This window comes from Caballeronia hypogeia (genome assembly GCF_001544875.2).
In the GTDB taxonomy this organism is placed as follows: Bacteria; Pseudomonadota; Gammaproteobacteria; order Burkholderiales; family Burkholderiaceae; genus Caballeronia; species Caballeronia hypogeia.
The window spans coordinates 1-22,296 of sequence record NZ_FCOA02000038.1 but is presented as its reverse complement, the minus strand read 5'-3'; the positions used below and the strand labels follow the sequence as shown (position 1 = coordinate 22,296).

The following is a 22,296-nucleotide window of genomic DNA, read 5'->3' as shown; positions in this document are numbered from 1 at the left end:
CGCGCCCGTGCGGATAGCTTTCGCGACCGGACCCATTGTCGCCCAGAATGCTCGCGGCAAGGAATCATCGCGTTAGGTCAGACCATTGAATCGCGATCGAAGTACACGCTAATCGATCTGGCGGCAATGTCGGTTCGATAACGCACTTATGCCGGATCGATATGATGTTTGTCGTACGAAGCGACGCGATCCAGACCGAATTTTCAACTGAATGTTCATCTGGACGTATGTGCGTGATCGCACACATCGCAGACGCAGGCATTGAAACAAAGGGAAGACGATGGTTGTGCTTGCGACAGCGAACCATCGACGCTACATTTCCTGTGCCGGCGGTCACAAACGCCCGGCCAGTTTCTCTCTATCGATGACTCGCTGAAGTCCATCGGCGTGCGCCCGACCGGAAGTATTCGGTCATTCAATCGGCGTCGCAATTTCCGGCGTCAACACTTGCTTCAATCGTGCCGGTATCGCCTTCGCGAGCGCAAGCGTTTGCTTGCCTCGACAGCGGCGAGCAATGCTTCCGATGCCGGGAGCGTTCCCGGCATGTATCGTGCATGCGCCCGCAGGCAGCCCGCACCGCGTTCAGTTTCGTTCAGACGATCAGGAGAGTCGACACAATGCGCAAAGAGAAATACATAAGCCCTCGCTGGATGCACGCTGCGGTCTCGGCGATTGCACTCGCAACACTTGCCGCTTGCGGTGGTGGTGGCGGTAGTTCGGGCAACTCGAGCTCGCCTGTGGCAAGCTCGACGCCCGCATCGGGCACGGCGCCGACGAGCCCGGGCGACACCGGCGCGAGCACGCCCGCGACGTCCACGACGCCTACGCTCGCAGCGGCGACGCCTGTCCTGGACGGAACCGCGATCGGCGCCACGCAATGGAACGACGGATCGACCTCCACCGGCGGCGCAGGCCAGGCGGTGAGCAATCTCAACTGCACCGTGGCGGGCGCCAAGTACAGCTATGCGCACGTGTCGATCTATCAGAACGGCAAGCAGCTTGCATTGCCGGCGAATATCGGAACCGTGGTGCCGACCATGGCGCGGCAGACGGGCTGCGTTTATCCGGTCCACACGGTCGATGCTTCGGGCAAGATCCGCATGGATGTGACCTCGAACGCATCCTATACGCTGGGTCAGTTCTTCTCGGTCTGGGGTCAGCCGCTCAGCACGACGAATCTCGCGGGCCTCACCGGCAACGTGACCGCGTGGGTGAATACCGGCGGAACGCTCGCGAAATATACCGGCGATCTCGCGGGCCTCGTGCTGCCGCAGCACGGCGAAGTGACGCTCGTCGTCGATACACCGCCGGCGCAGATCGCAACCTACACGTGGACCGACCCGCCGCCCTTCACGTCGACCGTCTCCACGCTCACCTACGGTGGTGTGCTGGGCAGCTTGTACTGGCCCGACGGCAATACGTCGACGGGCGGCACGGGCGCGACAGTGGACGGTCTGATCTGCGCGGCGGGCATGGCCGAGACCTTCCACGTCCACTCGCATGTCGCGATCTTCAAGGACGGCCAATGGCTCGCGTTTCCGAAGAACGTGGGGATCCTGCCGCAATGTAACTACGAGACGCATACGCACGACAACACCGGCATCATCCACATCGAAACGCCGAATGTGAAGAACTTCACGCTTGGTCAGGTGTTCGATATCTGGGGTCAGCCGTTGTCCAGTACGAATGTGGCGGGTATCACGGGCAACATCGTGGTCTACATCAACGATAACGGCGACGTGCGGCGTTACACGGGCGACCCGCGCAATATCCCGCTGACTTCGTTGCGCGATATCACGTTCCAGATCGGCACGCCGCTGACGACGCTTCCGACCTATTCGTGGTACGAACCGCAGTAACGGAAAGACGAACGCCGCCGCTTGCGCGGCGGCGTTCTCCGGCATCTTTCGACTTGCCGCGAAACTGCTACATTCAATAGGTGCCCCAAGCGTCAATCAGCAAATCTGACCGTCGGACTTTTCACTCCTTCGTTACCGGCGATGTGGAAAGTATTACAAGGAGCAATCAGCGACATCTCTGATGTTTTAAGTACGACGGTAGCTTTGACGCCAGGTATGGTTAATTCGCTTTCTGCGTTGCTTCTCCGCCGCACAGACGCACAGGCATTTTCAAGGGGACTTCGACGTCGTGAAGGTATTGATCGCGAACACACTCTATTATCCGGATGAAGCCGGAGGGGCCGAAGTGTCCACGCGACTCCTCGCCGAAGGACTGGTCAGAGCGGGTATCGACGTCTGCGTGGTCTGCGCGACCGGTGGCGGTGTCGACCGCGTGGAAGAGATAAACGGGGTGCGGGTGTATCGCCTGCGCTCGGTGAATCTCTACTGGCCGCACCAGCGGCAGAAGCATGGTCGGGTCGCCAAGCTCCTCTGGCACGCCATCGACGTGCACAATGTCATGATGTCGCGCAAGCTGAACGGCATCATCGCGCGGGAAAAGCCGGACGTCATCAGCACCAACAACCTCTCCTGCCTGTCCATCGATATCTGGCGTCTCGCGCGCAATGCAGGCGTGCCGATCGTACACACGCTGCGCGACTATTATCTGATGTGTCCCACCTCGATCATGTGCACGCAGGGCAAGACCTGCACGCGCCAGTGCGGCGTCTGCGTGCTGTACGCGGAGCCCAAGCGCGCCGCGTCGGGGCGCGTCGCCGCCGCTGTCGGGGTGAGCCGCTTCGTGTTGCAGAAGCATCTGGATCGCGGCTACTTTTCGCGCGCCGCGCGCACGGCGGTCATCCACAATTCGTGGGAGCCGTTCGAGAATTCGACGCCGACGCAACGCAAACGCCGATATGAAGGCGGCCCCGTGCGGCTCGGGTTTCTCGGACGCGTATCAAAAGAGAAAGGGCTGGAATTGCTGCTCGAACAGCTCCTGGCCGACGATACGCTGCAGTGGACGCTCGGGGTCGGCGGCAGCGGCGACTCCGATTATCTTCAGTCGATCAAAAAGAAGTACGACGATCCGCGCGTCGAATACCTCGGTCAGGTGAATTCGAGCGAGTTCCTCGACGAGATCGATATTCTCGTCGTGCCATCCATCTGGAACGAACCGTTCGGGCGCGTGACGGTGGAGGCGTATTCGCATGGCGTGCCCGTGGTGGGCGCGAACACGGGCGGAACGCCGGAGATCATCGAGCCGCGCACGAATCTCGTATTCGACGTGAATCGTCCTCAGTCCGTCATCGGCAAATTGCACGAGGCGGTCGCGCTGCTCGAAGACCCCGGCACGCACGAACGTCTGCGCGATTTCGCCAAGCGCTTCAACGTCGATACGATGGTCAATTCCTATCTCGATCTTTTTGAAAGCGTGCTCGTTCAACCCACGATGCAGCCCGTCGTATTTCAATAAGCATCGGATGCTTCCCGGCGCCTGCATGGCGAGGTCACTATGCGCATCTTCACGAAGGTGGCCCGGAAGCTGGTGACGGCCACACTGCTGGTCGTGCTGGCCGTGGTCATCGTCGATGCCCGGCCCCCCGGCGAGCTCACCAATGCGGCGCAGGCAGGAGAACCGAAGCAGATCGCGGTCGCCGAAGGCGAGACGATCACGCTGGTCATGCACTCGGCCCGCGACTGCAAGTATTGCGTGCGCTGGAAGGGTCATTTCGCCGGGCAGGGGAATTTCGAAGCCTGGGCCCGGAGGCATCCGGGCACACGGCTTTTCATCGTCGAGCGCGCGTCGATAGCCAGCAACGAGACTCCGGCGGACTATCCGCCGGAACTCGCGTGGCTGTCCGAGCGTTACAGGAGGGACGGCCGCGTGCGTCCGGGAACGCCCGCGTTCGAGGTGTTCGTCGCGCGGAATCTGGTGCTGCGCTCGTATGGCCTCGCTGCGTGGGACGACGAGGTCTTTCCGGCCATCAAGAACCTCGACGCCCGACGCTCGCATTCCGACGCAGCCGCCGCAACGGCCGCGACATCGGTTGCGAGCAACGAAGCCGATCCTTCAATGCTCCGGCATCCTTAATACGTCAGTTCTATTTCAATCCGCCGACTATCCGTTCCATCTCTTCTTCGCCGAACGCACGCATGGTCGTCGAGCGGACATTGCCGAACGCGGCGACCGTGAGGCCCAGGCGAGTCGTGGTTTCGTCGTCGGGAGAATCGACCGAGATGACCAGGTCGTAGCCACCGAGCGTCCAGTGCAACGAGCTGACGGTGACGCCCATCGCCTTGGCGGTTTCCCGGAATGCGCGCGCGCGGTTGATCGTGTCCTTCGCGGCGCGTACGCCCTGATCGGTCCAGTTGACCAGCATGATGTAAGTAGCCATGTTGTCCTCCACGAGCAAAAAGTGAGTGAGCCGCGCGCTTGCCGCACCGGCGTGCGCGATGCAGCACCGGCGGCGCTGCGCGCGCCGTTTTCTATGCGTGCATAAAGAGGCAAAGAGAAAGGAAGACAGGGCGGCGATCGCGCAGAAGGACGGGCGCCTGAGAGAACGAAGGCCGCGGATCGATATCGCCGGCTTTCGCGCTGCCGGATCAATGGGTGAACACGTCGCGCGCACGGCCGGGCTGACTGCCAGAAAAAGTATAGGCAACAGTACGCGCCGGAAAAGAGGAATCAGGCCGAAGCCATGAAGGCCTTCGGCCTTTGCTCAGTCCCTGCCCGATCCTGGCGGCGAACCGAGCAGCACATCGAGTGCATGGAGCAGTTCCGGAAGATCGACGGGCTTCGTCAGATGAGCGTCGAAACCCGCTTCGCGCGCGGCGCGCCGGTCTTCGTCGCGAGCGAGCGCGGTCAGGGCGATCGCCTTCACGCGCTCGAGCGCGGCATCGGCTCGCACGCGTCGGATGAGTTCGTAGCCGTCCATGCCGGGCAAGTGGATGTCGGAGATCAGCGCATCCACTTGCGCCTCCCCGAGCACTTCGAGCGCCCGCTCCGCGCTCGCCGCAACCTGCACGGAAGCCTGTTCCAGTCCGAGTAGCGCGGCGAACGAAGCCGTCGCCTCCGTGTCGTTGTCGACCAGCAGCACGCGTGCGCCCGCAACGGGCCGCGCGCGTCCCGTCGTCGTCGCAGGCGCGTCCTCTTGCATGGCGGCGCCGGGCAGCCAGACCGACACGGTCGTGCCGTGGCCGAGGCCATCGGAGCGCGCCTCGATGCGCCCGCCATGCATCTCGACGAGCTGCTTCGTCAGCGCGAGCCCGATGCCGAGCCCGCCGGACGACGGATTGCGGCCGCCCTGGCGATACATGTCGAAGATATGCGGCAGCGTGGACGCGTCGATGCCCTGCCCCGTATCGGCGACATCGATCCGCACCATGCCGCCCTCGCGCGCAATGCGCAGCGCGACCGAGCCGCCGCGATGCGTGAACTTGAGCGCATTGGACATGAGATTCCACAGGATCTGCTCGCAGCGCACCGCGTCGGCGAACGCGTAGACCGGCTCGTCCGGGACGCTCGCGCGCACTGCGATCTCGCGCTGCGCGGCTTCGCTCTCGCTGACATCGGCGATACGCGCGAGCACCGCCGCGACATCCATGGGCGCGATGGACAACGCGAGCTTGCCCGTGCGCACGCGCGAGAGGTCGAGCAGATCGTCGATGATGCGCGCCTGGGCGCGCACGGCGCGGCGGATCGAGTCCGCGGTCTCGCGCACCGCCTCCACGCCGCGCGTCTGCGGCAGGCGCGGCAGGATTTCCGCCTTCATGCCGATGAGATTGAGCGGATGCTTGAGCTCGTGCGACAGCATCGCGATGAAGTCGTCCTTCAACTGGTTCGACAGCGACGCCTTCTCGCGCTCCGCGTGTTCGTGCGCGAGCGCCTCGCGGCTCGCGTCCTCGCGCAACTTGCGCTCGGTCAGATCGCGCACGATCTTCGCGAAGCCCGTGAACGACGGGTCCGAGATCGGCGTGACGACGCCGCTGCAATACACGCGGCGTTCGTCGCGCGTGATGTGCCAGCGGTCGTCGTCGGCGCGGCCTTCGCGCGCCGCGGTCTCGCGCTCGCGCGCCGGCACGCGCGCCTCGCGGTCTTCGCGGCTGTAGATCAGCGCGATGTTCCTGCCCACGACATCTTTCTCGCTGAAGCCGAAAATGCGCCCCGCTCCCGCGTTCCACGTGACGATCACGCCGTCCGGGTCCTGCACGATGATCGCGTAGTCGTTGGTGGATTGCGCGACCAGCCGCAGGCGCTGCTCGCCGATGCGCGCCAGCTCCTCGGCCTGATGACGCGCGGTGATGTCGACGAGCGTGAGCACCGCGCCGTCGATGCGATCATCGGCCGTGCGGTACGGCAGCAGGCGCATCAGATACCACCTGCCGTCCGAGCTCTCGACTTCGCGCTCGATCAGCTTGAGCGTGGCGAAGGCCTGCTTCACATCGTCGGCGAGGCTCGAATAGCGCAGCGAATGGGTGATGTCGAACAGCGAGCGGCCGATATCGACGTCGATCAGCTTGAACACGCGCGTCGCGCTCGGCGTGAAGCGCTTCACGCGCATTTCCTTGTCGACGAACACCGTGGCGATGTCGGTGGAAGCGATGATGTTCTTCAGATCGTCGTTCGCCTTCGCCGTGTCTTCGACGCGCGCCTGCAGTTCGGTGTTGACCGTGGTCAGTTCCTCGTTCATCGACTGCAGCTCTTCCTTGCTGCTTTCGAGCTCCTCGGTGGCGGAGCGCAATTCTTCGTTGATCGCCTGCAACTCTTCGTTCGACGACTTGAGCTCCTCGACGGTCGTCTCGTGCTGCTCGATCGTGGTCGCGAGCTGCTCACGCGTCAGATGCAGTTCGCCCTCGAGCTGCACGAGCAGCGGGTCCTGGCCGCCGCGGTCCTCGGGCATTCCTTCGGCGGCCATGTGCTCCTGCACTTCGCCGAACAGCACGAGGAAATAGTCGGCGCTCGCGCTTGTGTCATGGAACGGCCGAACGGTCATGTTGACCCAGCTCGTGCGGCCGTCACGAGCAAGTTTCACGCGCCGCGCCTCGACGCTGCCGGCCGTCTGATGCGCGCGAAACAGCGTGGTGCGCAGATCGAGTCTCAGCTCGGGCAGCACGAGCGCCATGATGCTCGATGAAAGTTCTCCGCCGCCGTGGTGCAGATAGCGCCCGGCCGTCGGCGAAAGATGCACGATGTTCGAGTCCCGGTCGACGACGATGCTCGGCGGCGCATATTCCTCGAGCACGCGTTGATGCAGCGCGGCAAAGGAGAAGCTGCGGCGCTCGGGCGTTTCCGGTCCCGCCGGTAGGTTCGGCGGCGCGGCCGCCGCGGCGGACGAGTCTTCGTGCGCGCCGACGCCCACGAGCGACCCGAACGCGGCTGGCGGCTTCGTGCGGTTGAGCACCGTGCGTGCGCGGTAGATCCGGCTTTTCTTGTCGGCGACGGTGAAGAGATCGTCGGCGAGGTCCGCAGACTCGGCCGAGCCGAGGAACAGGTAGCCGCCCCCCCGCAGCGCGAATTGGAACAGCTCGAACACCTGCCGCTGCACCGCGCGATCGAGGTAGATCATCACGTTGCGGCACGAAACCAGGTCCAGATGCGAGAACGGCGGATCGCGCAGCAGGTTGTGCGTCGCAAAGAGGATGCACTCGCGGACCGATTTCACGATCTGATGGCGGCCCCCCTGATCGACGAAATAACGGCGCAGGAGATCGGCGGGAACGTCGTTTACGATCGAGCTGAGGTAGGAGCCCTCGCGCGCCTGCGCGAGCGCGGGCTCGTCGATATCGGAGGCGAAGACCTGATAGCTGCCGTCGTGCGCCGTGGAGTCGCGCGCCTGCGCGAACATCATGGCGAGCGAATAGGCTTCTTCGCCCGTCGAGCAACCGGGAACCCAGACGCGAATCTGCAACTCGTCATCCGCCTCGTTAATCAACTGGGGCACGACATCGCGCCGCAGCGCCTCGAATGCGTCGCGGTCGCGAAAGAACTGCGTCACGCCGATCAGCATGTCGGCGAGCAGCAAGGGCGTCTCGTCCGGAACCGCGCGCAGAAAATCGCGGTATGCGCCGATGTCACGCAAGCTGTTCACCTGCATGCGCCGCTCGATGCGCCGCAGGATGGTGGCGCGCTTGTAGTGGTGGAAGTCGTGCCCGGTGCGCACGCGCAATTGCAGGAGCACATCGGCGAGCGCGCGCGCGGTGTCGGCCGTGGGCGGCGAACTTCCGGATTCCGCGGCCTCGCTGGGCTCGGCGATGAGGATCTGAATCCGCTTCGCATTGTTCCAGAGCTCCAGCAGCTTCTCCGGCATCTCGGCCACGGGCAGAATGAAGTCGACCTGCCGCGTGCTGATCGCATGCTGCGGCATTTCGGGGAACTGTGCGTCCTCGGGCTTCTGCGCGACCGTGATGCCGCCCTTCTCCTTGATGCGCGAGAGGCCTGCCGCGCCGTCGGAACCCGAGCCCGAGAGCACGATGCCCATCGTGCGCGTGCCGTGCGCGGTGGCGAGCGTGGCGAAGAAGTGATCGATCGTCGAAGGCTTGCCGCCGTTATCGACGCGATTCACCGCCTGCAACCGATTCTCGGACAACTCGAGATGCTTGCCCGGCGCATTGATATAGATATGGTTCTTCTCGATCGCCGCCGTATCGTGAACCTGCATGACCGGCATGGCCGTCACGCGCTGGAGCACTTCGTGGACACGACTCGCCTGATCCGTCGCCAGATGCACGATCACGACGAACGCCATGTCCATTTCGGCGGGCGCGTTTTCGAAAAAGTGAAGCAGCGCTTCGATGCCCCCTGCCGAAGCGCCCATTCCGACTACAGCGAAACGCAAGGCCTCTGACTCGTGCACACTTCCCATCCTCGACTGGTTGCTGTCCATGATCCCAAACCTTCGAGGTTCATCGCCTGTATGATCGGCGGTCTCTGGTTTCGCCCGGGCGAGTGCGCCTTCACTCCGCCGGTCCGCTGCGGCTGGTGTCGAAAGCCGCGCGCGCCATTCTCACCGCGTATGATCTTAGTGTACGCAATGCATGCGCCGCGAGGGGTCGCGGTTTCGGCCGGGCGGAAGGACTGTGAGACGAAAAGAATGTCCCCGATCAGGGGCGGAGCGCATCTTGCTTGAGTTGTTTATGGTTTTCTTCGGTGGATGACGCCATGGCAGAGCCGATAGAGGAGCTTGCCGTTCTGGATCTGCGTATCAGCGAATGCGAACGGCATATCACCGAGCAGACGGAGCGCGTCGCGCAAATGAAAACGCGCGGCCAGAACGTCGAGGACTCCGAGCAGTTGCTGTCGAACCTGGCCAATAGTCTCTTTGCGTTGCAGCAGCTTCGCAAACTTGTGTCGCAAGAGGTAAGGGAGGGTCAGCGCGAGCAGCGGCGCTATTCTGTTCGCGATTCGTAGGATCGCGGCAGTTGACACTCGCTGACCTTCGCGGCCGACGTTCACTTCCGATCGGGTCTGCCTTCCTTATTGCTCCGCGCTCCAATCGTACGTTCGACATTCTCCAGCAACACTCTCCTGTGCTCGACCAGGGCTCCAAGCGTTCCTTGCATGGTCACGAGTAACTCTACTGCCAGCCGGACGTCGTGACCGTCCCTTTTGAGCTCCAGGATCAGCTCTTTTTGGCGTTCGATGCGCCGGTTTGCCATCTCGATGTCTGTGTCAGCCTGGCGCAGTTTCTGAACTTCATCTTCGACAATCATTTCGCCCTCCCGTCTCCGACTACGGAAGTCAGCCGCATCCGTTGTCGCTTTTCACAGTCCGGTTCCCTGCATCAGGCGCGCGCAATTCAGGGAGCGTCTCGCAACAGGTTCGCAGGGGTCAGTCTGCCCCAGATTTGCACGCATGGCACGTGCCACACATCGCGTGGGAAAAAGGGCGGCGCGAAAGAATCTATCGCGTTCAAAAGCGAGATATGTATCGGTGGAAACGTCGAAAGTCGAAATGGATCAGAATATTGATCCAGGTCACGCGCTCGCAATCGGCAGCCAACCGGGCGCAAGTCAATCCCGATCACGGAGCCGGACGTGAATCACATCGCACATGCAGTGGTCGCAGCGACGGCGGACGGAATTCGCGCGTTTGGCGTCTCCCGGTATCTCGCGCGGATTCTGCTCGGCGCCGTTATCGCAACGAGCGCGGCGCACGCCGAGTCTCCGCCGTTCGATTCGTTCGCCGTGCCCTCCGGCAGCGCGCCCCACGACGTGGCGCCCGCGCCGGACGGACGCGTCTGGTACACCGCGCAGGCGCAAGGCGCGGTTGGGCGGCTGGACCCGCAAAGCGGCAAGATCGAGCGCGTGCCGCTCGGCAGCGGATCGGCGCCGCACGGCGTGATCGTCGGTCCGGATCACGCGGCATGGGTCACCGATGGCGGCCTGAATGCGATCGTGCGAATCGATCCCGCGTCGCTCGCCGTCACGCGCTTTCCGTTGCCCCGCGACCGGCAGAACGCCAACCTGAACACGGCCGTCGTCGACAAACGAGGTCATCTCTGGTTTACCGGACAGAGCGGAATCTACGGCGAACTGGTCCCGGCAACCGGCAACATGCGCGTATTCGATGCGCCGCGCGGGCCCGGCGCCTACGGCATCTGCGTGACCCCGGACGGCAGCGTGTACTTTGCTTCGCTGGCTGGCAGCTACCTCGGCCGCATTGATCCGGCGAGCGGCAAGGCTCAGGTCATCGACCCGCCGACACGCGATCAGGGAGCACGCCGCGTATGGTCTGACTCGAAGGGACGCGTCTGGATCAGCGAGTGGAACGCGGGCAAGGTCGGCATGTTCGACCCGGCGACGCATCAATGGCGCGAATGGCTGCTGCCGGGCTCGAATCCGCATGTGTACGCGATATTCGTCGATGACAAGGACATCGTCTGGCTCAGCGAATGGAGCGCCAATGCGCTGGTGCGTTTCGACCCGCGAACTGAACGATTCGATACTTTCGCGCTGCCGCGGCAACATGCGAACGTGCGTCAGATGATGGGCCGCCCGGGAGAAGTCTGGCTGTCCGAATCCGGCACGGATCATCTGCTGCGCTACCGCTCGGGCGCGGCGGACACGCACAGCAAGTGAGAGACGACTCCAATGACAGACGAGCCCGATCACGATCCCTCCGTCGATCCCGACAAGCTCAAGGGCCCGGGCGGCATGAGCTTGCGGCAGATCCACGAACAGGTGCAGAAGTCGGTTCAGCGAGACCGCGAGTCACAGGCCGCGCACAACTCGCCCGCGCCGAAAGGCCGATGGCAGCGGTGGGTTCGATACGTCTGGGGCCGTAGCGGCCGACGCTAGGCTTTTGCTTCCGCCGAGGCCATGAAAAAACCCCGTCGACAGCAAGGACGGGGCTTTCGGCATCCGGCTTTCAGCAACGGAACCCACTTACTTGCAATGACGTTCCCAATGATGATGCACGTGGACCTTGTGGCAGACCGGCTCATGATGATGCGGGTTAGCCAAAGCCGGAGCGATGGAAAGAAATGCCATGCCAGCGGCAAATACGGCGATAACAGCCTTTTTCATCAGATCATTTTCTTGGTGATGGAAGAGGCGAAATCGTAACAGCGCGGGTTTACGACTTCCTTGGCAGGGCTGAACTCGCGCTGGCCTCGCGGTATTGCGCGCGTCGGGGGCCGCGCATCGCGCCCGCGCCACGACGGCCACGCCCGCTGATCCAGATCAACCGGCCGACCGCTGCCGGTGAAAGAATCGGCTCGTGCTGAACGCATCGGTTTCACGTCCGCCGGATTTCGAACCGTCGAACGAATCGCTCACTTCGGGTGCTGCCATGAACGCCACGACAGAACACGTCGCAATACGCATTATCGGGCTGGATCATCAGCGTCTCGCCGCCGTCACGACGACAATGCAAGGCTTCGTCCGCGCGCTGGGCGTTGGCGGCCCCGCGCCCGGTCCCATCGTGCTGCGCGCGATGCTCTACTACATCCGCGAATATCCCGAACAGTTTCATCATCCGCTGGAAGATCGCTACCTGTTCGCCGCGCTGCGTCGCCGTACCGACCACTTAGACGACGTGCTCGATCAACTGCATGGCGAGCACATGGAAGGCGACGCGCGTCTGCGCAATCTCGAGCAGTCGCTCACGCGCTTCGAGTTGAAGGGCGAAGCTGCGTTGCCGGGCCTGCGCACGCTGATGGATCAGTACGTCGGCTTCTGTGCGAATCACAGGCGGGTGGAAGAGACCGTGATCCTGCCCGTCGCCGGGCGCCTGCTTTCCGAAAGCGACTGGGCGCAGATGGATGCCGCATGTTCGGATCACCTCGATCCTTTCGGCGCGGCGAGCTCCGAAGGCGAAAGTTTCGAAAGCCTGTATCGGCTGATCGTCAATGCAGCGCCGGAAGTGCATGACGCGACGCTGTAAGCGAAGGCGTCATGCACCGGCATGCTCAGAGGCCCGGAATGACCGGATAGGGAATCGTGTGGTCCTCCACGCCCTTCACGCCCGGAATGCCCTCCGCCGCGACGCGCATGGCGTCCGTCTGATCGCTCGACCAGACTGTGCCCCACAGGTGCACCACGCCACCGCGCACGACGATGTCGCGGCCCGGAAACGCCCAGCCGCGTCCCGCCAGTTCGCCCATCAGCATGGCGCGGATTTCGGCGTCGCCCTCCGGCCGGACCGCCGCCAGCGCGGGCGTGTCCGTCAGCGCGAGCGCCTGCACGAGATTGGACCGGCTCACGATTCCGACCAGCCGGCCATCGCGCAGCACCGGCACGCGCTTGATGTGACGGCTCTCGAGTATGGATGCGATCTCGGCGAGCGACGTGCCCTCGTGCACGCAGACCGGCGCGCGGCTCATGATCTCGCCGACCGTGCGCGCATGCGAGCGGATATAGTCGCCCGCGCCGCGATCCGTGCCCAGCATGTCGAGCCACCACGAACGGCGCGCCGGGTCCTTCTCGGTGTCGATCTCCTCGCGATGGAGCAGATCGCCCTCGCTGATCATGCCGATGACGCGCTGGTCTTCATCGACTACGGGGGCGGCGCTGATGCGGTGCTGCACCAGCAGCCGGGCCAGTTCGTGCACGCTCGTTTCAGGCGTGACGGATACGACGGTGGAGGTCATTACATCGCGTGCTTGCATCATGGGCTCCGGTAGTTTCATGGCAGGGCGCTGCCGCGCATGAGCCACGTTACGGCGGCCACGGCGCGACGCGTTGACGTGCATCAAGCGCCCGCGATCGCCGGTAGGCGCGGCGCCTGCCGCTCGATGTCGCAATGGGCGCGACTTTTTCCTCGGTGAACCTGACCGCGCATTTTTCGGCGTCTAAACTGATACGTGCTCGTGAAGATCCCCACGCCGATGTCATGTGAGTGGCCATGGCATCGGCCCGCGTACCGAAACCTCGTTTTCGCACCACCGGAGTGATCCCAGATGCGCGATTCGAGCAGCTTCCCCACCGAGTCCAACGGCGCGCCGGCGCCAACCGCATTGGCCGAAAGCCTGCAGACGGACGCGCACTTCCGCCTGCTCGTCGAGAGCGTACAGGATTACGCCATCTTCCTGCTGGACCCGAACGGCAATGTCGCGACCTGGAACAACGGCGCCCGCAGAATCAAGGGTTATGACGCACATGAGATCGTCGGCAGGCACTTCTCCGTGTTTTATCCGCTCGAAGACATCGCGAGCGGCAAGCCTCAGCAGGAACTCGATACGGCCGCGCGCACCGGCCGCGTCGAGGACGAAGGCTGGCGCATTCGCCGCGACGCGACGCGTTTCTGGGCCAATGTCGTGATCACGGCGCTGCGCGACAAGCAAGGCCGGCTGGTCGGCTACGCCAAGGTCACGCGCGACATGACGGACCGTCTGAGGCTCACGGAGCTGCAGCATGCGCGCGAACTGTCCGCGCACGTGCAGGCGGCGCTCGAGAACGAGCGCGCGTCCATTGCGCGGGAGCTGCACGACGATCTCGGCCAGCAGCTCGCCGCGCTCAAGATGCAGCTCGCGAGGCTCGCCCCCGACAGCGACGCCCTGGCGCGGCAGAAGCCGCCGCTTCAGGCGCAGATCGATGCGATCATCGCGTCGATCAGGAGGATCGCGGCCGGCCTGCGTCCGCCCGTGCTCGACGAACTCGGTCTGTTCGCCGCCATCGAGTGGCTCGCCAACGACGTGCGCCGCCGCTTCGGGCTCGTCATTCATCTGGACATCGAAGGTCAGGAAGCCGACTTCCAGATCTCGGCGAGCACGTCGATCTTTCGCATCGTGCAGGAAGCGCTGACGAACAGCGTGCGGCATGCGAATGCGAGCGAGGTGCGCATCGGCATCGTCTGCGATGAACTCCGCTTCGCTCTGTCGATCGAGGACGACGGGCGCGGCGCGCTACTCGACTCGCCGCGCGCCGCCGACGCATTCGGCCTGCTCGGCATGGGCGAACGCGTGCGGCAACTGGGCGGCATCGTCTCTTTCAGGAGCGCGCCGGGCGATGGCTTTCGGATCGACGTCGTGATTCCGCTCGCCGGAATCGTCGAAAGCGCTCCGCGCTAGAGTGGGCGTTTGCGACGCGTGCGGAATCGATCTACAAATTGATCGTTTTCGCGGCGCGCAGACGAATCCACGTCATGCCTTCCTTGAGGCCCGCGAGCACGGCTTCGCGTTCGTTGTCGAATGTGCCGACGTGCCTGAACCGGTGCATGAAGCGCCCGCCTTCCACACTGCGCTGCTCGACGCCGATCGAACATACGATCCCTTGCGCCGTGAGTTCGGTCGTGCAGGTAACGCTCCATTCCTCGTTGTCGACTTGTCCCTTGATCGGCATATGCGCGGCTCCTCTGATCGGACCGGCAAGCGGCCGTTCATCGCCCCCCTTCCGGCATCGTCGACTTTACGTGCGGCGCCGCGCACGCCCTTGAGGCAGGTCAATGATTCGGGCCGTGCGCGCCGCCATGGATTCACTTGACTTGAGTCAAGCCCGTACGGAGCGCCATCGGTAGAGTCGAGCTACGAGAACATCTCCGTGTTGCTTTCGATATTCATTGCATCGACGAGGCCGCCATGTACAGCCGAATCCTCGCGCCGATCGACGGCAGCGTCACTTCCGCCCACGCGTTCGACGAAGCCGTGAAGCTCGCGCGAGCGAACGGCGCAATGCTTCAGCCGCTCTACATCGTCGATTTGCATCCGGTCGCGTTCGACGCCGGCGCGGCCTTCTATCCGGACTTGCGCAGCGCGCTCATTGAGGAGGGGCGGCGTCTCACGGCGGAGGCCGCCGAGCGCATGGCGCGCGAAGGCGTGAAAGGCAAGCCGCGCATCAGCGAAGTCGAGATGGCAGGCGACGATGTCGCCGAGCGGATCGAGCTTTGCGCGGAAGATTTCGGCGCCGATCTCGTCGTCATGGGCACGCACGGGAAACGCGGCTGGCGGCGTCTCGTGCTGGGCAGCGTCGCCGAGCACTTCATGCGGCGCGCGCGCTGCCCCGTCCTGCTCGTGCCGGGACGCGAAGCGGAAGCGCGCGCGAAGCTCGACGTGGAGAGCACGCAAGCGGTCGTCTGAGCGCCCCGCTCGCCTCGCGCGACGGCACAGGCGCGCGGGCGCGGCGTCCGTGACGATCCGTTCCCTGTGAAAGCCGACATGAGCGAACACGAAGGCCGGAATCTCGCGCACACGAACGATCGCTCCGGACTGCGCGCCGTGCCACGCCGGGCGATCGCGCAAGCGGCGCTGACGGCGGCGGCGGTTCTCGGCCTGGCATGGGCCGGAGTCCGATACGTGTTTCCCCTCTGCGCGCCGGGCGTGCTCTGGGCGGGGTGGCTGGCGGCGGCCGCGGCGACATGCGCCCTGCTCGTCGGTATGCGCCGCGCCGCCAGGAAATCGATCGACCGGACCGTTCTGAGCCAGAAGCAACTGGACGGCATCATCCGGTCCACGACGGAAGCCATCATCACAATCGATGCGGCGCAGCGCATCGTCATGTTCAATCCGATGGCGGAACGCGTTTTCCGTTGCCCCGCGAGCGATGCGACGGGCACGCCGCTGTCGCGCTTCATTCCCGAGCGCTATCGCGGCGCGCATGAGCTTCAGGTCAGGGATTTCGGCATGACCGGCGTGTCGGACCGTCAGATGGGACCGGCGCGCGTGCTGTACGGGCTGCGCGCGGATGGTTGCGAGTTTCCCATCGAGGCGTCGATATCGCAAACGGGAGACGACGACTCCAAGCTCTTCACCGTGGTCCTGCGCGACGTGACGGACCGCGTGAAGGCCGAAGCCGATTTGAGGCAGTCGCGCGAGGATCTGCGCGCGCTCTCCGCCAATCTCCAGCAGATACGCGAAGTGGAGAAAAGCCGCATCGCACGCGAATTGCACGACGATCTCGGGCAGACGCTGAGCGCGCTCAAGATGGACGTTTCCGCACTCGAAACCCGTCTCGCCGCGCGCGCCGCGCTCGACGAAGGCGTCGCCGCTCAACTCGCGCGCATGCTCGGCCTCATCGACCGAAACATTGCTTCGCTCAGGCGCATCGCGGCCCGTCAGCGGCCGGTCATGCTCGACGATCTGGGCTTGCCGGCCGCCATCGACTGGCTCATCGGCGACTTCACGCAACGCCACGGCATCGACGTGAATCACGATGTCGATACCGGCGATCTCGCGTTCAACGCCGAGGCGGCGACGGCGGTTTTCCGTATCATCGAGGAAGCGCTCGTCAATATCGCGCGGCACGCGCATGCCAGTCATGCCGAGCTGTCGCTGCGCGTCACCGACGAGAACTGCGTGCTGCGCGTGGGCGACAATGGCATCGGCGCGTCGGCGTTGCCGGCGGCGCACGGAAAATCGTTTGGCCTGATCGGCGTGCGCGAACGCGTCAACGCGCTGGGCGGACGCGTCTTCATCGACTCGATGCCGGAGAACGGCTTTGTGCTGACCGTGATCCTGCCGCGCGAAACCGTCCGCGAAAAGGAATCGCAACCATGACGACGAAAGTGCTGATTGCGGACGACCACGCACTCGTGCGCGACGGGCTGCGCCACATTCTCGCCAGCGCGAGCGGCTTCGAAGTGGCCGGCGAGGCGAGCGATGCACCGAGCACCCTCGCGCTCGTGCGCTCGACTCAGGCTCATGTGCTCGTGCTCGATCTGTCGATGCCCGGCCGCAGCGGGCTCGAACTGCTCAGGCAGATCAAGGAAGAGCTGCCCGCATTGCGCATACTTGTGCTGACCATGCACGCGGAACAGCAATACGCCGCGCGCGCGTTCAAGGCGGGCGCGTCGGGCTATCTGACTAAGGAAAGCGCCAGCGCGGAACTCGTTGCGGCCGTGACGAAGGTCGCGTCGGGCGGCGCATACGTGAGCCTTGCAATGGCCGAACGCTTCGCACAGAGTCTCACGGAGCCCGCCGACACGCTGCCGCATCAGCGGCTCTCGGACCGCGAGTTCGACGTCTTCCGCCGCCTTTGCGCGGGCGAATCCATCAACCAGATCGCCGAGTCGCTGTGCGTGAGCGCGAAAACCGTCAGCACCTACAAGGCGCGCGTTCTGGAGAAGATGCAGATGCCGCACGAAGCCGCGCTGGTGCGCTACGCGGTCAAACACGAGCTCTTCGACGACGAGAGCGACGACGTCTGATCGCTGCGGCTTTCACCTCTGGCCTGTCAGGCTTTCCCTACACGCCCGCCGAAATCCCTACATCAGTTTCCATGCCCGCCGATTTCCTTTCGAAACCGCGAGGACAATAATTCGACGCGTGGATTCATCCGCCGCGTGCTCGCGATACCTCGCTTCATGCGCGTGAATTCAACATCGACTGGAGACGCGACATGTTCCCCGCGAGCGTTGACACCGCCATCGGCCCGCCGCGCGAAGCGCCCGCGCCGCGCCGGACTTTTCAGATTGCGGATGCTTCCCGGCCGGTGAACCCGCACCGCGGCGTGCGCTGCTCGACCTGTTCGATGCAGCGCATCTGCATGCCGGGCGGCCTGTCGCCGGACGAATACGAGCGGCTCGATGCGCTCATCGGTTCGACCCGTACCGTGCGGCGCGGCGAGACGCTCTACCGGTGCGGCGATGCTTTCCAGAGCATCTACGCCGTGCGCAGCGGATGCTTCAAGACGGTCCTCACGCATCGCGACGGCAACGAGCAGGTCACGGGGTTCCATCTCGCCGGCGACACGCTCGGCCTCGACGGCGTGAGCACGGACCATCACGGTTGCGACGCGATCGCGCTGGAGGACAGCGTCGTCTGCGTCATTCCGTTCGATCTGCTCGAACTGCTCTGCCGCGAAGTGAAGACGATTCAACATCATGTGCATCGACTGATGAGCAGCGAGATCGTGCGCGAATCGAATCTGATGATGCTGCTCGGCACCATGTCGGCGGAGCAACGCGTCGCGGCATTCCTGCTCAACATTTCCACGCGCATGAAAGCACGCGGCTATTCGCCCGCGCAGTTCGTGCTGCGCATGACACGCGAGGAGATCGGCAGCTATCTGGGCCTCAAGCTGGAAACCGTCAGCCGCATGTTCTCCAAGCTGCAGAAGGCCGGCGTGGTCGACGCGCACGGCAAGGAAATACGGATACTCGATCACGCAGAACTGGAAAGCGTATGAGCGCCGGGTAACGCCGCGGTTCTCACACCGGCGTTATCCACCTTTGATCGCGAGCAGGCGCATCGCATTGTCGAACGCCTGATGAATGGCCGTGCTCACATCCGGGTTCGAGCCCCTTTCGATTGGAATCAGATCGAACGCGCGCGTGACCAGATCGAGCCGGGCATCGTAAAGGCGCGCGCCCGACGGGTCCCGGTACGATTCGATCGTCAGATGACAGTTGACGATGTCCACCGCGACGCGTTCCAGCCGCACGAGCTCGACACCGGCTTCGCGCTCGACATCGTCGGTGCCGGTGAAGCCCTGATAGGCGATCTGCATTCCGAGGCCCATGGCCGTGATCTCCTTGCCGCCAGAAGTCGCCGCGCGTGCCAGACGTTCATGGAGTGTGCTTCACGCCTCCTGAAGCGAACGGATCAGATGTACCGGACACGTCGATCGACGCAGAAACGCCTCGGCGACGCTGCCCAGCACGAGCCGGCGCACACCGCCACGGCCGTGAGTGCCCATCACCACGAGATCGGCGGGTATCGCCGTGACGCAGCGCTGGAGGCAGCGCGCGACCGTGTCCGTGATGTTGCGCGTTTCGAGCAGCCGGGTTTCGCATTCCAGGCCAGAAGAACGCAGACGCTCCTGAGCTTCGTCGAGCATGCTGCGCGCGTCGCCGAACACCTCCGCACGATAACGCGCGGGAAACGACGAAAGCGCCGCCACGTCCGCGACGAACACGGCGCACACTCGCGCGTTCGCGCACTTGCCGACACTGATCGCTTCGTTCAGCACGCGCTCCGACGACTCGCTCCCATCGAGAGCGACCACGATATTCCGGTACATGACGGCTCCGTTCAGGATATTTGCGCGAGCGAACTACGCGACCTCGATGACGACCTTGAGCGCGTGCGAATCCGCCGCATTGCCGAAGGTTTCGTAGGCGTCGAGCACGTGGTCCAGCGTGAACCGGTGCGTGATCAGCCGCTTCGGATCGAGGCGGCCCGCGCGTACCGTCTTGAGCAGCATCGGCGTGCTGACCGTATCGACGAGACGCGTGGTGATCGTGATGTTCCGGTCCCACAGCGTTTCCAGGTGCAGATCGGCCTTCACGCCATGCACGCCGATATTCGCGATCGTGCCGCCCGCCGCGATGATCGACTCGCACAGCTCGAAGGTCAAAGGCACGCCGACGGCTTCCATCGCGCAATCCACGCCCGCGCCGTCCGTCAGGCGCAGCACCTCGGCGACGGGCTCCGTGCGCGCGATATCGATGCATGCGCTCGCGCCGAAGCTGCGCGCCACCTCGAGCCGGTGCTCGTCGCGATCGATCATGATGATCTGCGCCGGCGAATAGAACTGCGCGGTAAGCAAGGCCGCGAGACCGATCGGCCCCGCGCCGACTATGGCGACCGTGCTGCCGGGTTGCACCCGGCCGTTGAGCACGCCGCATTCGAAACCGGTGGGGAGAATGTCGGAGAGCATCACCAGCGCCTCTTCCTCGACGCCCGCGGGCACGCGATAAAGACTCGTGTCCGCGTGCGGAATGCGCACGTACTCGGCCTGCGTGCCGTCGATCCTGTTGCCGAGTATCCAGCCGCCCGTCGCGCAATGCGAATACATGCCGCGCCGGCAGGCCTCGCATTTGCCGCAGGAGGAAATGCACGAGATCAGCACGTGATCGCCCGGTTTGAACGCCGCGACCGCCGCGCCGGCCTGCTCGACCACGCCCACGCCTTCATGACCGAGCACGCGGCCGGGCTCGCAGCTCGGCACGTCGCCTTTGAGGATATGCAGGTCGGTGCCACAGATGGTGGTGCGCGTCACCCGCACGATCGCGTCGCCCGCGTCGACGAGCTTCGGAGCGGGACGCTCGTCGAGCGACTTGTTCCACGGTCCGTGATAAACGAGCGCCTTCATCTCCGAGCTCCCTGGCATGGGCCTGACGCCGGTCCGACGCAGCCAATGTATGCCTGAGCCGCGTGCGCCGGTTGATCTGAGTCAATCGAAACGACTTACGCGGCGACGGGTCGGACGATTGACCTGCATCAACCGGTCTGGCAGGAACTCGTGCCCGGCGGCGCGACGCGAACCTTCCTCTCGTCGATGACCGTGCCGGTGCTCATGTCGCACCAGCAGGGAAAGGCCGTTACTCGCCTTGCGGCATCAAGGCTTCGAACACCGCGTCGCTCGCCGCGCTCCACGCCGCGATCGCGCCATGCCGGTTCAGCACGGCGAGGCCCAGCGCCGTGTAGGTTCCCGGCGACGCGATCGACGCACCGATGTCGCCGGCATCCGACGCGGACTTGTGCCGCGCATACGCGACGCAGTCTTCGATACTGCTCAACGTCAGGGTCCTCGCGCTTTCTTCCGACATGCCCTTTTGCACGAACCAGCGCTGCAATTCATCGATCAGAAAGTAGAACCAGCCGTTCGCGCAGGCGGCGACCATCGCGAGTTCGAATTCGCGCTCGGTCGTGAGCCGCACCAGATTGCCCAGCGCTGCGAGCAACTGCGCGGCCATGGATTCGGGCGGAAACACCGCGACCGTCGAGCGATTGATTTCGGATGCGGCGGAGAGCATCGCACGGCTGCACGGCCGCGCGCCGAACAGCCGCTCGATCTCGCTGACCGGCACGCCGGCCACGACTGAAATGAGCGCCTGTCCGGACTTCAGCGTGACTTGCCGCGCGAGTTCATCGAGTTGTGCGGGACGCACGCCGATGAGCACCACATCCGCTGCGTCGGCCACGGCCTGGTTCGTCGGCAATATCTCGAACCCGCATTCGCGTGCAAGGCGTTCGGCCCTTTCCTGGTTTCTGGGCGATAGCAGCACGCGAACGCCGCTTCCGGCGCGGTGCAGGCCGCGCATCATCTTTTCGGTCAGATCGCCTACGCCTAGCACGCCGAGCTTGATCATCGCTTTATCGTCTCCTGTGGTATGTCGAGTGGCATGAAGGCGGGTTGATGGCGCAGCTTTTGTCGATGTGCGCGGAATGGACGGTTAGTTGCGCGAGAATCCGGACATGCAAATGGCCGGTCGAGAAAGCCGCGTGTTTCAACGCTCGTGATAGATCGCGAGCCATACCGTCGGCTCGTCGGCATGTGTCCATGCGACGCGATGCCGGCAATGCGGCTCGATCAGCACGTAGTCGCCGGGACGCATGTCATGAAGCTCCGGTTCGTCCTCGAATTCGAGTCCGGCCGCGCCCGACAGCAGCACGACCCATTCGGCGCGCGAGTCGTCATACCAGAAGCCCTCGGGACTCGCGTGTCCCATCGACACGATCCGCTCCACGTTCACGCGCTGCCCCGTGACGAGCATGTCGATGCGCTCGTCGTCACCGCGCTTCTCATTGACGCTGAACAGGTTACCCGTTTGAAGTTGCATGGCTCGATCTCCGTGCGCGCCCAGATGATGTCGATGATAGTGCGACATCGATGCGGTCATGAGGTCTTCGCGTGCCCGGCGACACGCTTTCCTCAGGCAAATCCTGCAAGACCAGCCACACGATCACACTCGGTGGCTCAGGACAGTCTTCGGTTGACCCCTCGGGAGACAACGTGACGGCCATCGCGCGAATCAGAGAAGGCCGGAAATAAGATGGCAGCCGCACATGGCGCGATAGCCATGGCGAGCGATGGGCACGCCTTCGTCAAGCATCTCCTCGTCGCCATCGATGATGAGATTGGGCTTGATCTCGGGGTGCTTCAGGCAGGTCTCGTAATGCTCGCCCCAGGAGTTATCGACACCATCAGTGGTCTTGTCCGCCGGCGCCGCATTCGCGTCCACCAGCAGCTTCACATCGGCCTGCCGATGGTTGTAGTCGTTCAGTTGGATCGACTCGGG

At 64.1% G+C, this 22,296-nt stretch carries 24 protein-coding genes; 13 read left to right on the top strand and 11 right to left on the bottom strand.

Annotated features, from left to right (window positions below; genetic code table 11):
• The first annotated feature begins 650 nt into the window (after positions 1-650).
• The 3 genes from AWB79_RS33360 to AWB79_RS33350 all read left to right on the top strand — a co-directional run bounded on the left by AWB79_RS33360 (position 651) and on the right by AWB79_RS33350 (position 3,990).
• Positions 651-1,859, top strand: a complete 1,209-nt coding sequence (locus tag AWB79_RS33360) for a hypothetical protein (RefSeq protein WP_198399153.1) — start codon at positions 651-653, stop codon at positions 1,857-1,859.
• A 346-nt stretch (positions 1,860-2,205) separates the two neighbouring features.
• Positions 2,206-3,372: a glycosyltransferase family 4 protein gene (locus tag AWB79_RS33355; RefSeq protein WP_232471096.1), complete on the top strand. Its 1,167-nt coding sequence runs from the start codon at positions 2,206-2,208 to the stop codon at positions 3,370-3,372.
• 39 nt (positions 3,373-3,411) lie between these two features.
• Positions 3,412-3,990 (top strand): hypothetical protein, encoded by a 579-nt coding sequence (locus AWB79_RS33350; protein ID WP_061171719.1) that lies wholly within the window; start codon positions 3,412-3,414, stop codon positions 3,988-3,990.
• A gap of 10 nt (positions 3,991-4,000) precedes the next feature.
• On the opposite strand, the gene AWB79_RS33345 is transcribed toward AWB79_RS33350, so the two are convergent.
• Together AWB79_RS33345 and AWB79_RS33340 are read right to left on the bottom strand one after the other, a co-directional pair.
• Complete coding sequence (locus tag AWB79_RS33345; RefSeq protein WP_061171718.1) at positions 4,001-4,294, bottom strand: GYD domain-containing protein; 294 nt, start codon at positions 4,292-4,294, stop codon at positions 4,001-4,003.
• A gap of 324 nt (positions 4,295-4,618) precedes the next feature.
• The gene (locus AWB79_RS33340) at positions 4,619-8,782 is read right to left on the bottom strand and encodes a CheR family methyltransferase (protein WP_061171717.1); all 4,164 of its coding nucleotides are present in this window, start codon (positions 8,780-8,782) and stop codon (positions 4,619-4,621) included.
• A gap of 263 nt (positions 8,783-9,045) precedes the next feature.
• On the opposite strand from AWB79_RS33340, the gene AWB79_RS33335 reads away from it, so the two are divergent.
• Entirely contained in the window at positions 9,046-9,306 is a 261-nt protein-coding gene (locus AWB79_RS33335) for a hypothetical protein (protein ID WP_157695902.1), read from the top strand.
• Positions 9,307-9,347: 41 nt separating this feature from the next.
• Here the strand turns inward: AWB79_RS33335 and AWB79_RS33330 are convergent, their stop codons facing one another.
• Positions 9,348-9,608, bottom strand: coding sequence for an SDR family oxidoreductase (locus tag AWB79_RS33330; RefSeq protein ID WP_061171715.1), 261 nt, complete (start codon positions 9,606-9,608; stop codon positions 9,348-9,350).
• Positions 9,609-10,013: 405 nt separating this feature from the next.
• On the opposite strand from AWB79_RS33330, the gene AWB79_RS33325 reads away from it, so the two are divergent.
• From AWB79_RS33325 to AWB79_RS33320, 4 genes are all read left to right on the top strand, one after another.
• Positions 10,014-10,976, top strand: a complete 963-nt coding sequence (locus AWB79_RS33325) for a Vgb family protein (RefSeq protein ID WP_374728582.1) — start codon at positions 10,014-10,016, stop codon at positions 10,974-10,976.
• A gap of 12 nt (positions 10,977-10,988) precedes the next feature.
• Positions 10,989-11,195, top strand: a complete 207-nt coding sequence (locus AWB79_RS38630) for a hypothetical protein (protein WP_074169467.1) — start codon at positions 10,989-10,991, stop codon at positions 11,193-11,195.
• A gap of 21 nt (positions 11,196-11,216) precedes the next feature.
• The gene (locus AWB79_RS39830; RefSeq protein ID WP_157695901.1) at positions 11,217-11,462 is read left to right on the top strand and encodes a hypothetical protein; all 246 of its coding nucleotides are present in this window, start codon (positions 11,217-11,219) and stop codon (positions 11,460-11,462) included.
• Positions 11,463-11,688: 226 nt separating this feature from the next.
• Entirely contained in the window at positions 11,689-12,282 is a 594-nt protein-coding gene (locus AWB79_RS33320; RefSeq protein ID WP_061171759.1) for a hemerythrin domain-containing protein, read from the top strand.
• 25 nt (positions 12,283-12,307) lie between these two features.
• Here the strand turns inward: AWB79_RS33320 and AWB79_RS33315 are convergent, their stop codons facing one another.
• Positions 12,308-13,006, bottom strand: a complete 699-nt coding sequence (locus tag AWB79_RS33315; protein ID WP_061171758.1) for a CBS domain-containing protein — start codon at positions 13,004-13,006, stop codon at positions 12,308-12,310.
• 291 nt (positions 13,007-13,297) lie between these two features.
• Between AWB79_RS33315 and AWB79_RS33310 the strand changes: the two genes are divergently transcribed.
• The gene (locus AWB79_RS33310) at positions 13,298-14,407 is read left to right on the top strand and encodes a PAS domain-containing sensor histidine kinase (protein ID WP_061171714.1); all 1,110 of its coding nucleotides are present in this window, start codon (positions 13,298-13,300) and stop codon (positions 14,405-14,407) included.
• A gap of 31 nt (positions 14,408-14,438) precedes the next feature.
• On the opposite strand, the gene AWB79_RS33305 is transcribed toward AWB79_RS33310, so the two are convergent.
• Positions 14,439-14,678: a hypothetical protein gene (locus tag AWB79_RS33305; protein ID WP_061171713.1), complete on the bottom strand. Its 240-nt coding sequence runs from the start codon at positions 14,676-14,678 to the stop codon at positions 14,439-14,441.
• Between the two features lie 236 nt (positions 14,679-14,914).
• Between AWB79_RS33305 and AWB79_RS33300 the strand changes: the two genes are divergently transcribed.
• The 4 genes from AWB79_RS33300 to fnr all read left to right on the top strand — a co-directional run bounded on the left by AWB79_RS33300 (position 14,915) and on the right by fnr (position 18,458).
• Complete coding sequence (locus AWB79_RS33300; protein WP_061171712.1) at positions 14,915-15,412, top strand: universal stress protein; 498 nt, start codon at positions 14,915-14,917, stop codon at positions 15,410-15,412.
• Between the two features lie 78 nt (positions 15,413-15,490).
• Positions 15,491-16,828 (top strand): PAS domain-containing sensor histidine kinase, encoded by a 1,338-nt coding sequence (locus tag AWB79_RS33295; RefSeq protein ID WP_082862546.1) that lies wholly within the window; start codon positions 15,491-15,493, stop codon positions 16,826-16,828.
• A complete protein-coding gene (locus AWB79_RS33290) occupies positions 16,825-17,478 on the top strand; it encodes a response regulator (protein WP_061171711.1) in 654 nt (217 codons plus the stop codon). Before AWB79_RS33295 ends, AWB79_RS33290 begins: the two co-directional genes overlap by 4 nt.
• Before the next feature lie 191 nt (positions 17,479-17,669).
• Positions 17,670-18,458: a fumarate/nitrate reduction transcriptional regulator Fnr gene (gene fnr, locus AWB79_RS33285; protein WP_061171710.1), complete on the top strand. Its 789-nt coding sequence runs from the start codon at positions 17,670-17,672 to the stop codon at positions 18,456-18,458.
• A gap of 33 nt (positions 18,459-18,491) precedes the next feature.
• On the opposite strand, the gene AWB79_RS33280 is transcribed toward fnr, so the two are convergent.
• From AWB79_RS33280 to AWB79_RS40250, 6 genes are all read right to left on the bottom strand, one after another.
• A complete protein-coding gene (locus AWB79_RS33280; protein ID WP_061171709.1) occupies positions 18,492-18,791 on the bottom strand; it encodes a Rossmann-fold NAD(P)-binding domain-containing protein in 300 nt (99 codons plus the stop codon).
• A gap of 60 nt (positions 18,792-18,851) precedes the next feature.
• A complete protein-coding gene (locus AWB79_RS33275; RefSeq protein WP_061171708.1) occupies positions 18,852-19,292 on the bottom strand; it encodes a universal stress protein in 441 nt (146 codons plus the stop codon).
• Between the two features lie 33 nt (positions 19,293-19,325).
• Positions 19,326-20,366 (bottom strand): zinc-dependent alcohol dehydrogenase family protein, encoded by a 1,041-nt coding sequence (locus tag AWB79_RS33270; protein WP_061171707.1) that lies wholly within the window; start codon positions 20,364-20,366, stop codon positions 19,326-19,328.
• Positions 20,367-20,595: 229 nt separating this feature from the next.
• On the bottom strand, positions 20,596-21,366 hold the full coding sequence (locus AWB79_RS33265) for an NAD(P)-binding domain-containing protein (RefSeq protein ID WP_061171706.1): 771 nt from the start codon (positions 21,364-21,366) through the stop codon (positions 20,596-20,598).
• Positions 21,367-21,504: 138 nt separating this feature from the next.
• Entirely contained in the window at positions 21,505-21,837 is a 333-nt protein-coding gene (locus AWB79_RS33260) for a cupin domain-containing protein (RefSeq protein WP_061171756.1), read from the bottom strand.
• A gap of 192 nt (positions 21,838-22,029) precedes the next feature.
• Positions 22,030-22,287 carry a PAAR domain-containing protein gene (locus AWB79_RS40250; RefSeq protein WP_232471098.1) on the bottom strand — a complete coding sequence of 86 codons (258 nt, stop codon included), beginning with the start codon at positions 22,285-22,287 and terminating at the stop codon, positions 22,030-22,032.
• Positions 22,288-22,296: the final 9 nt, after the last annotated feature.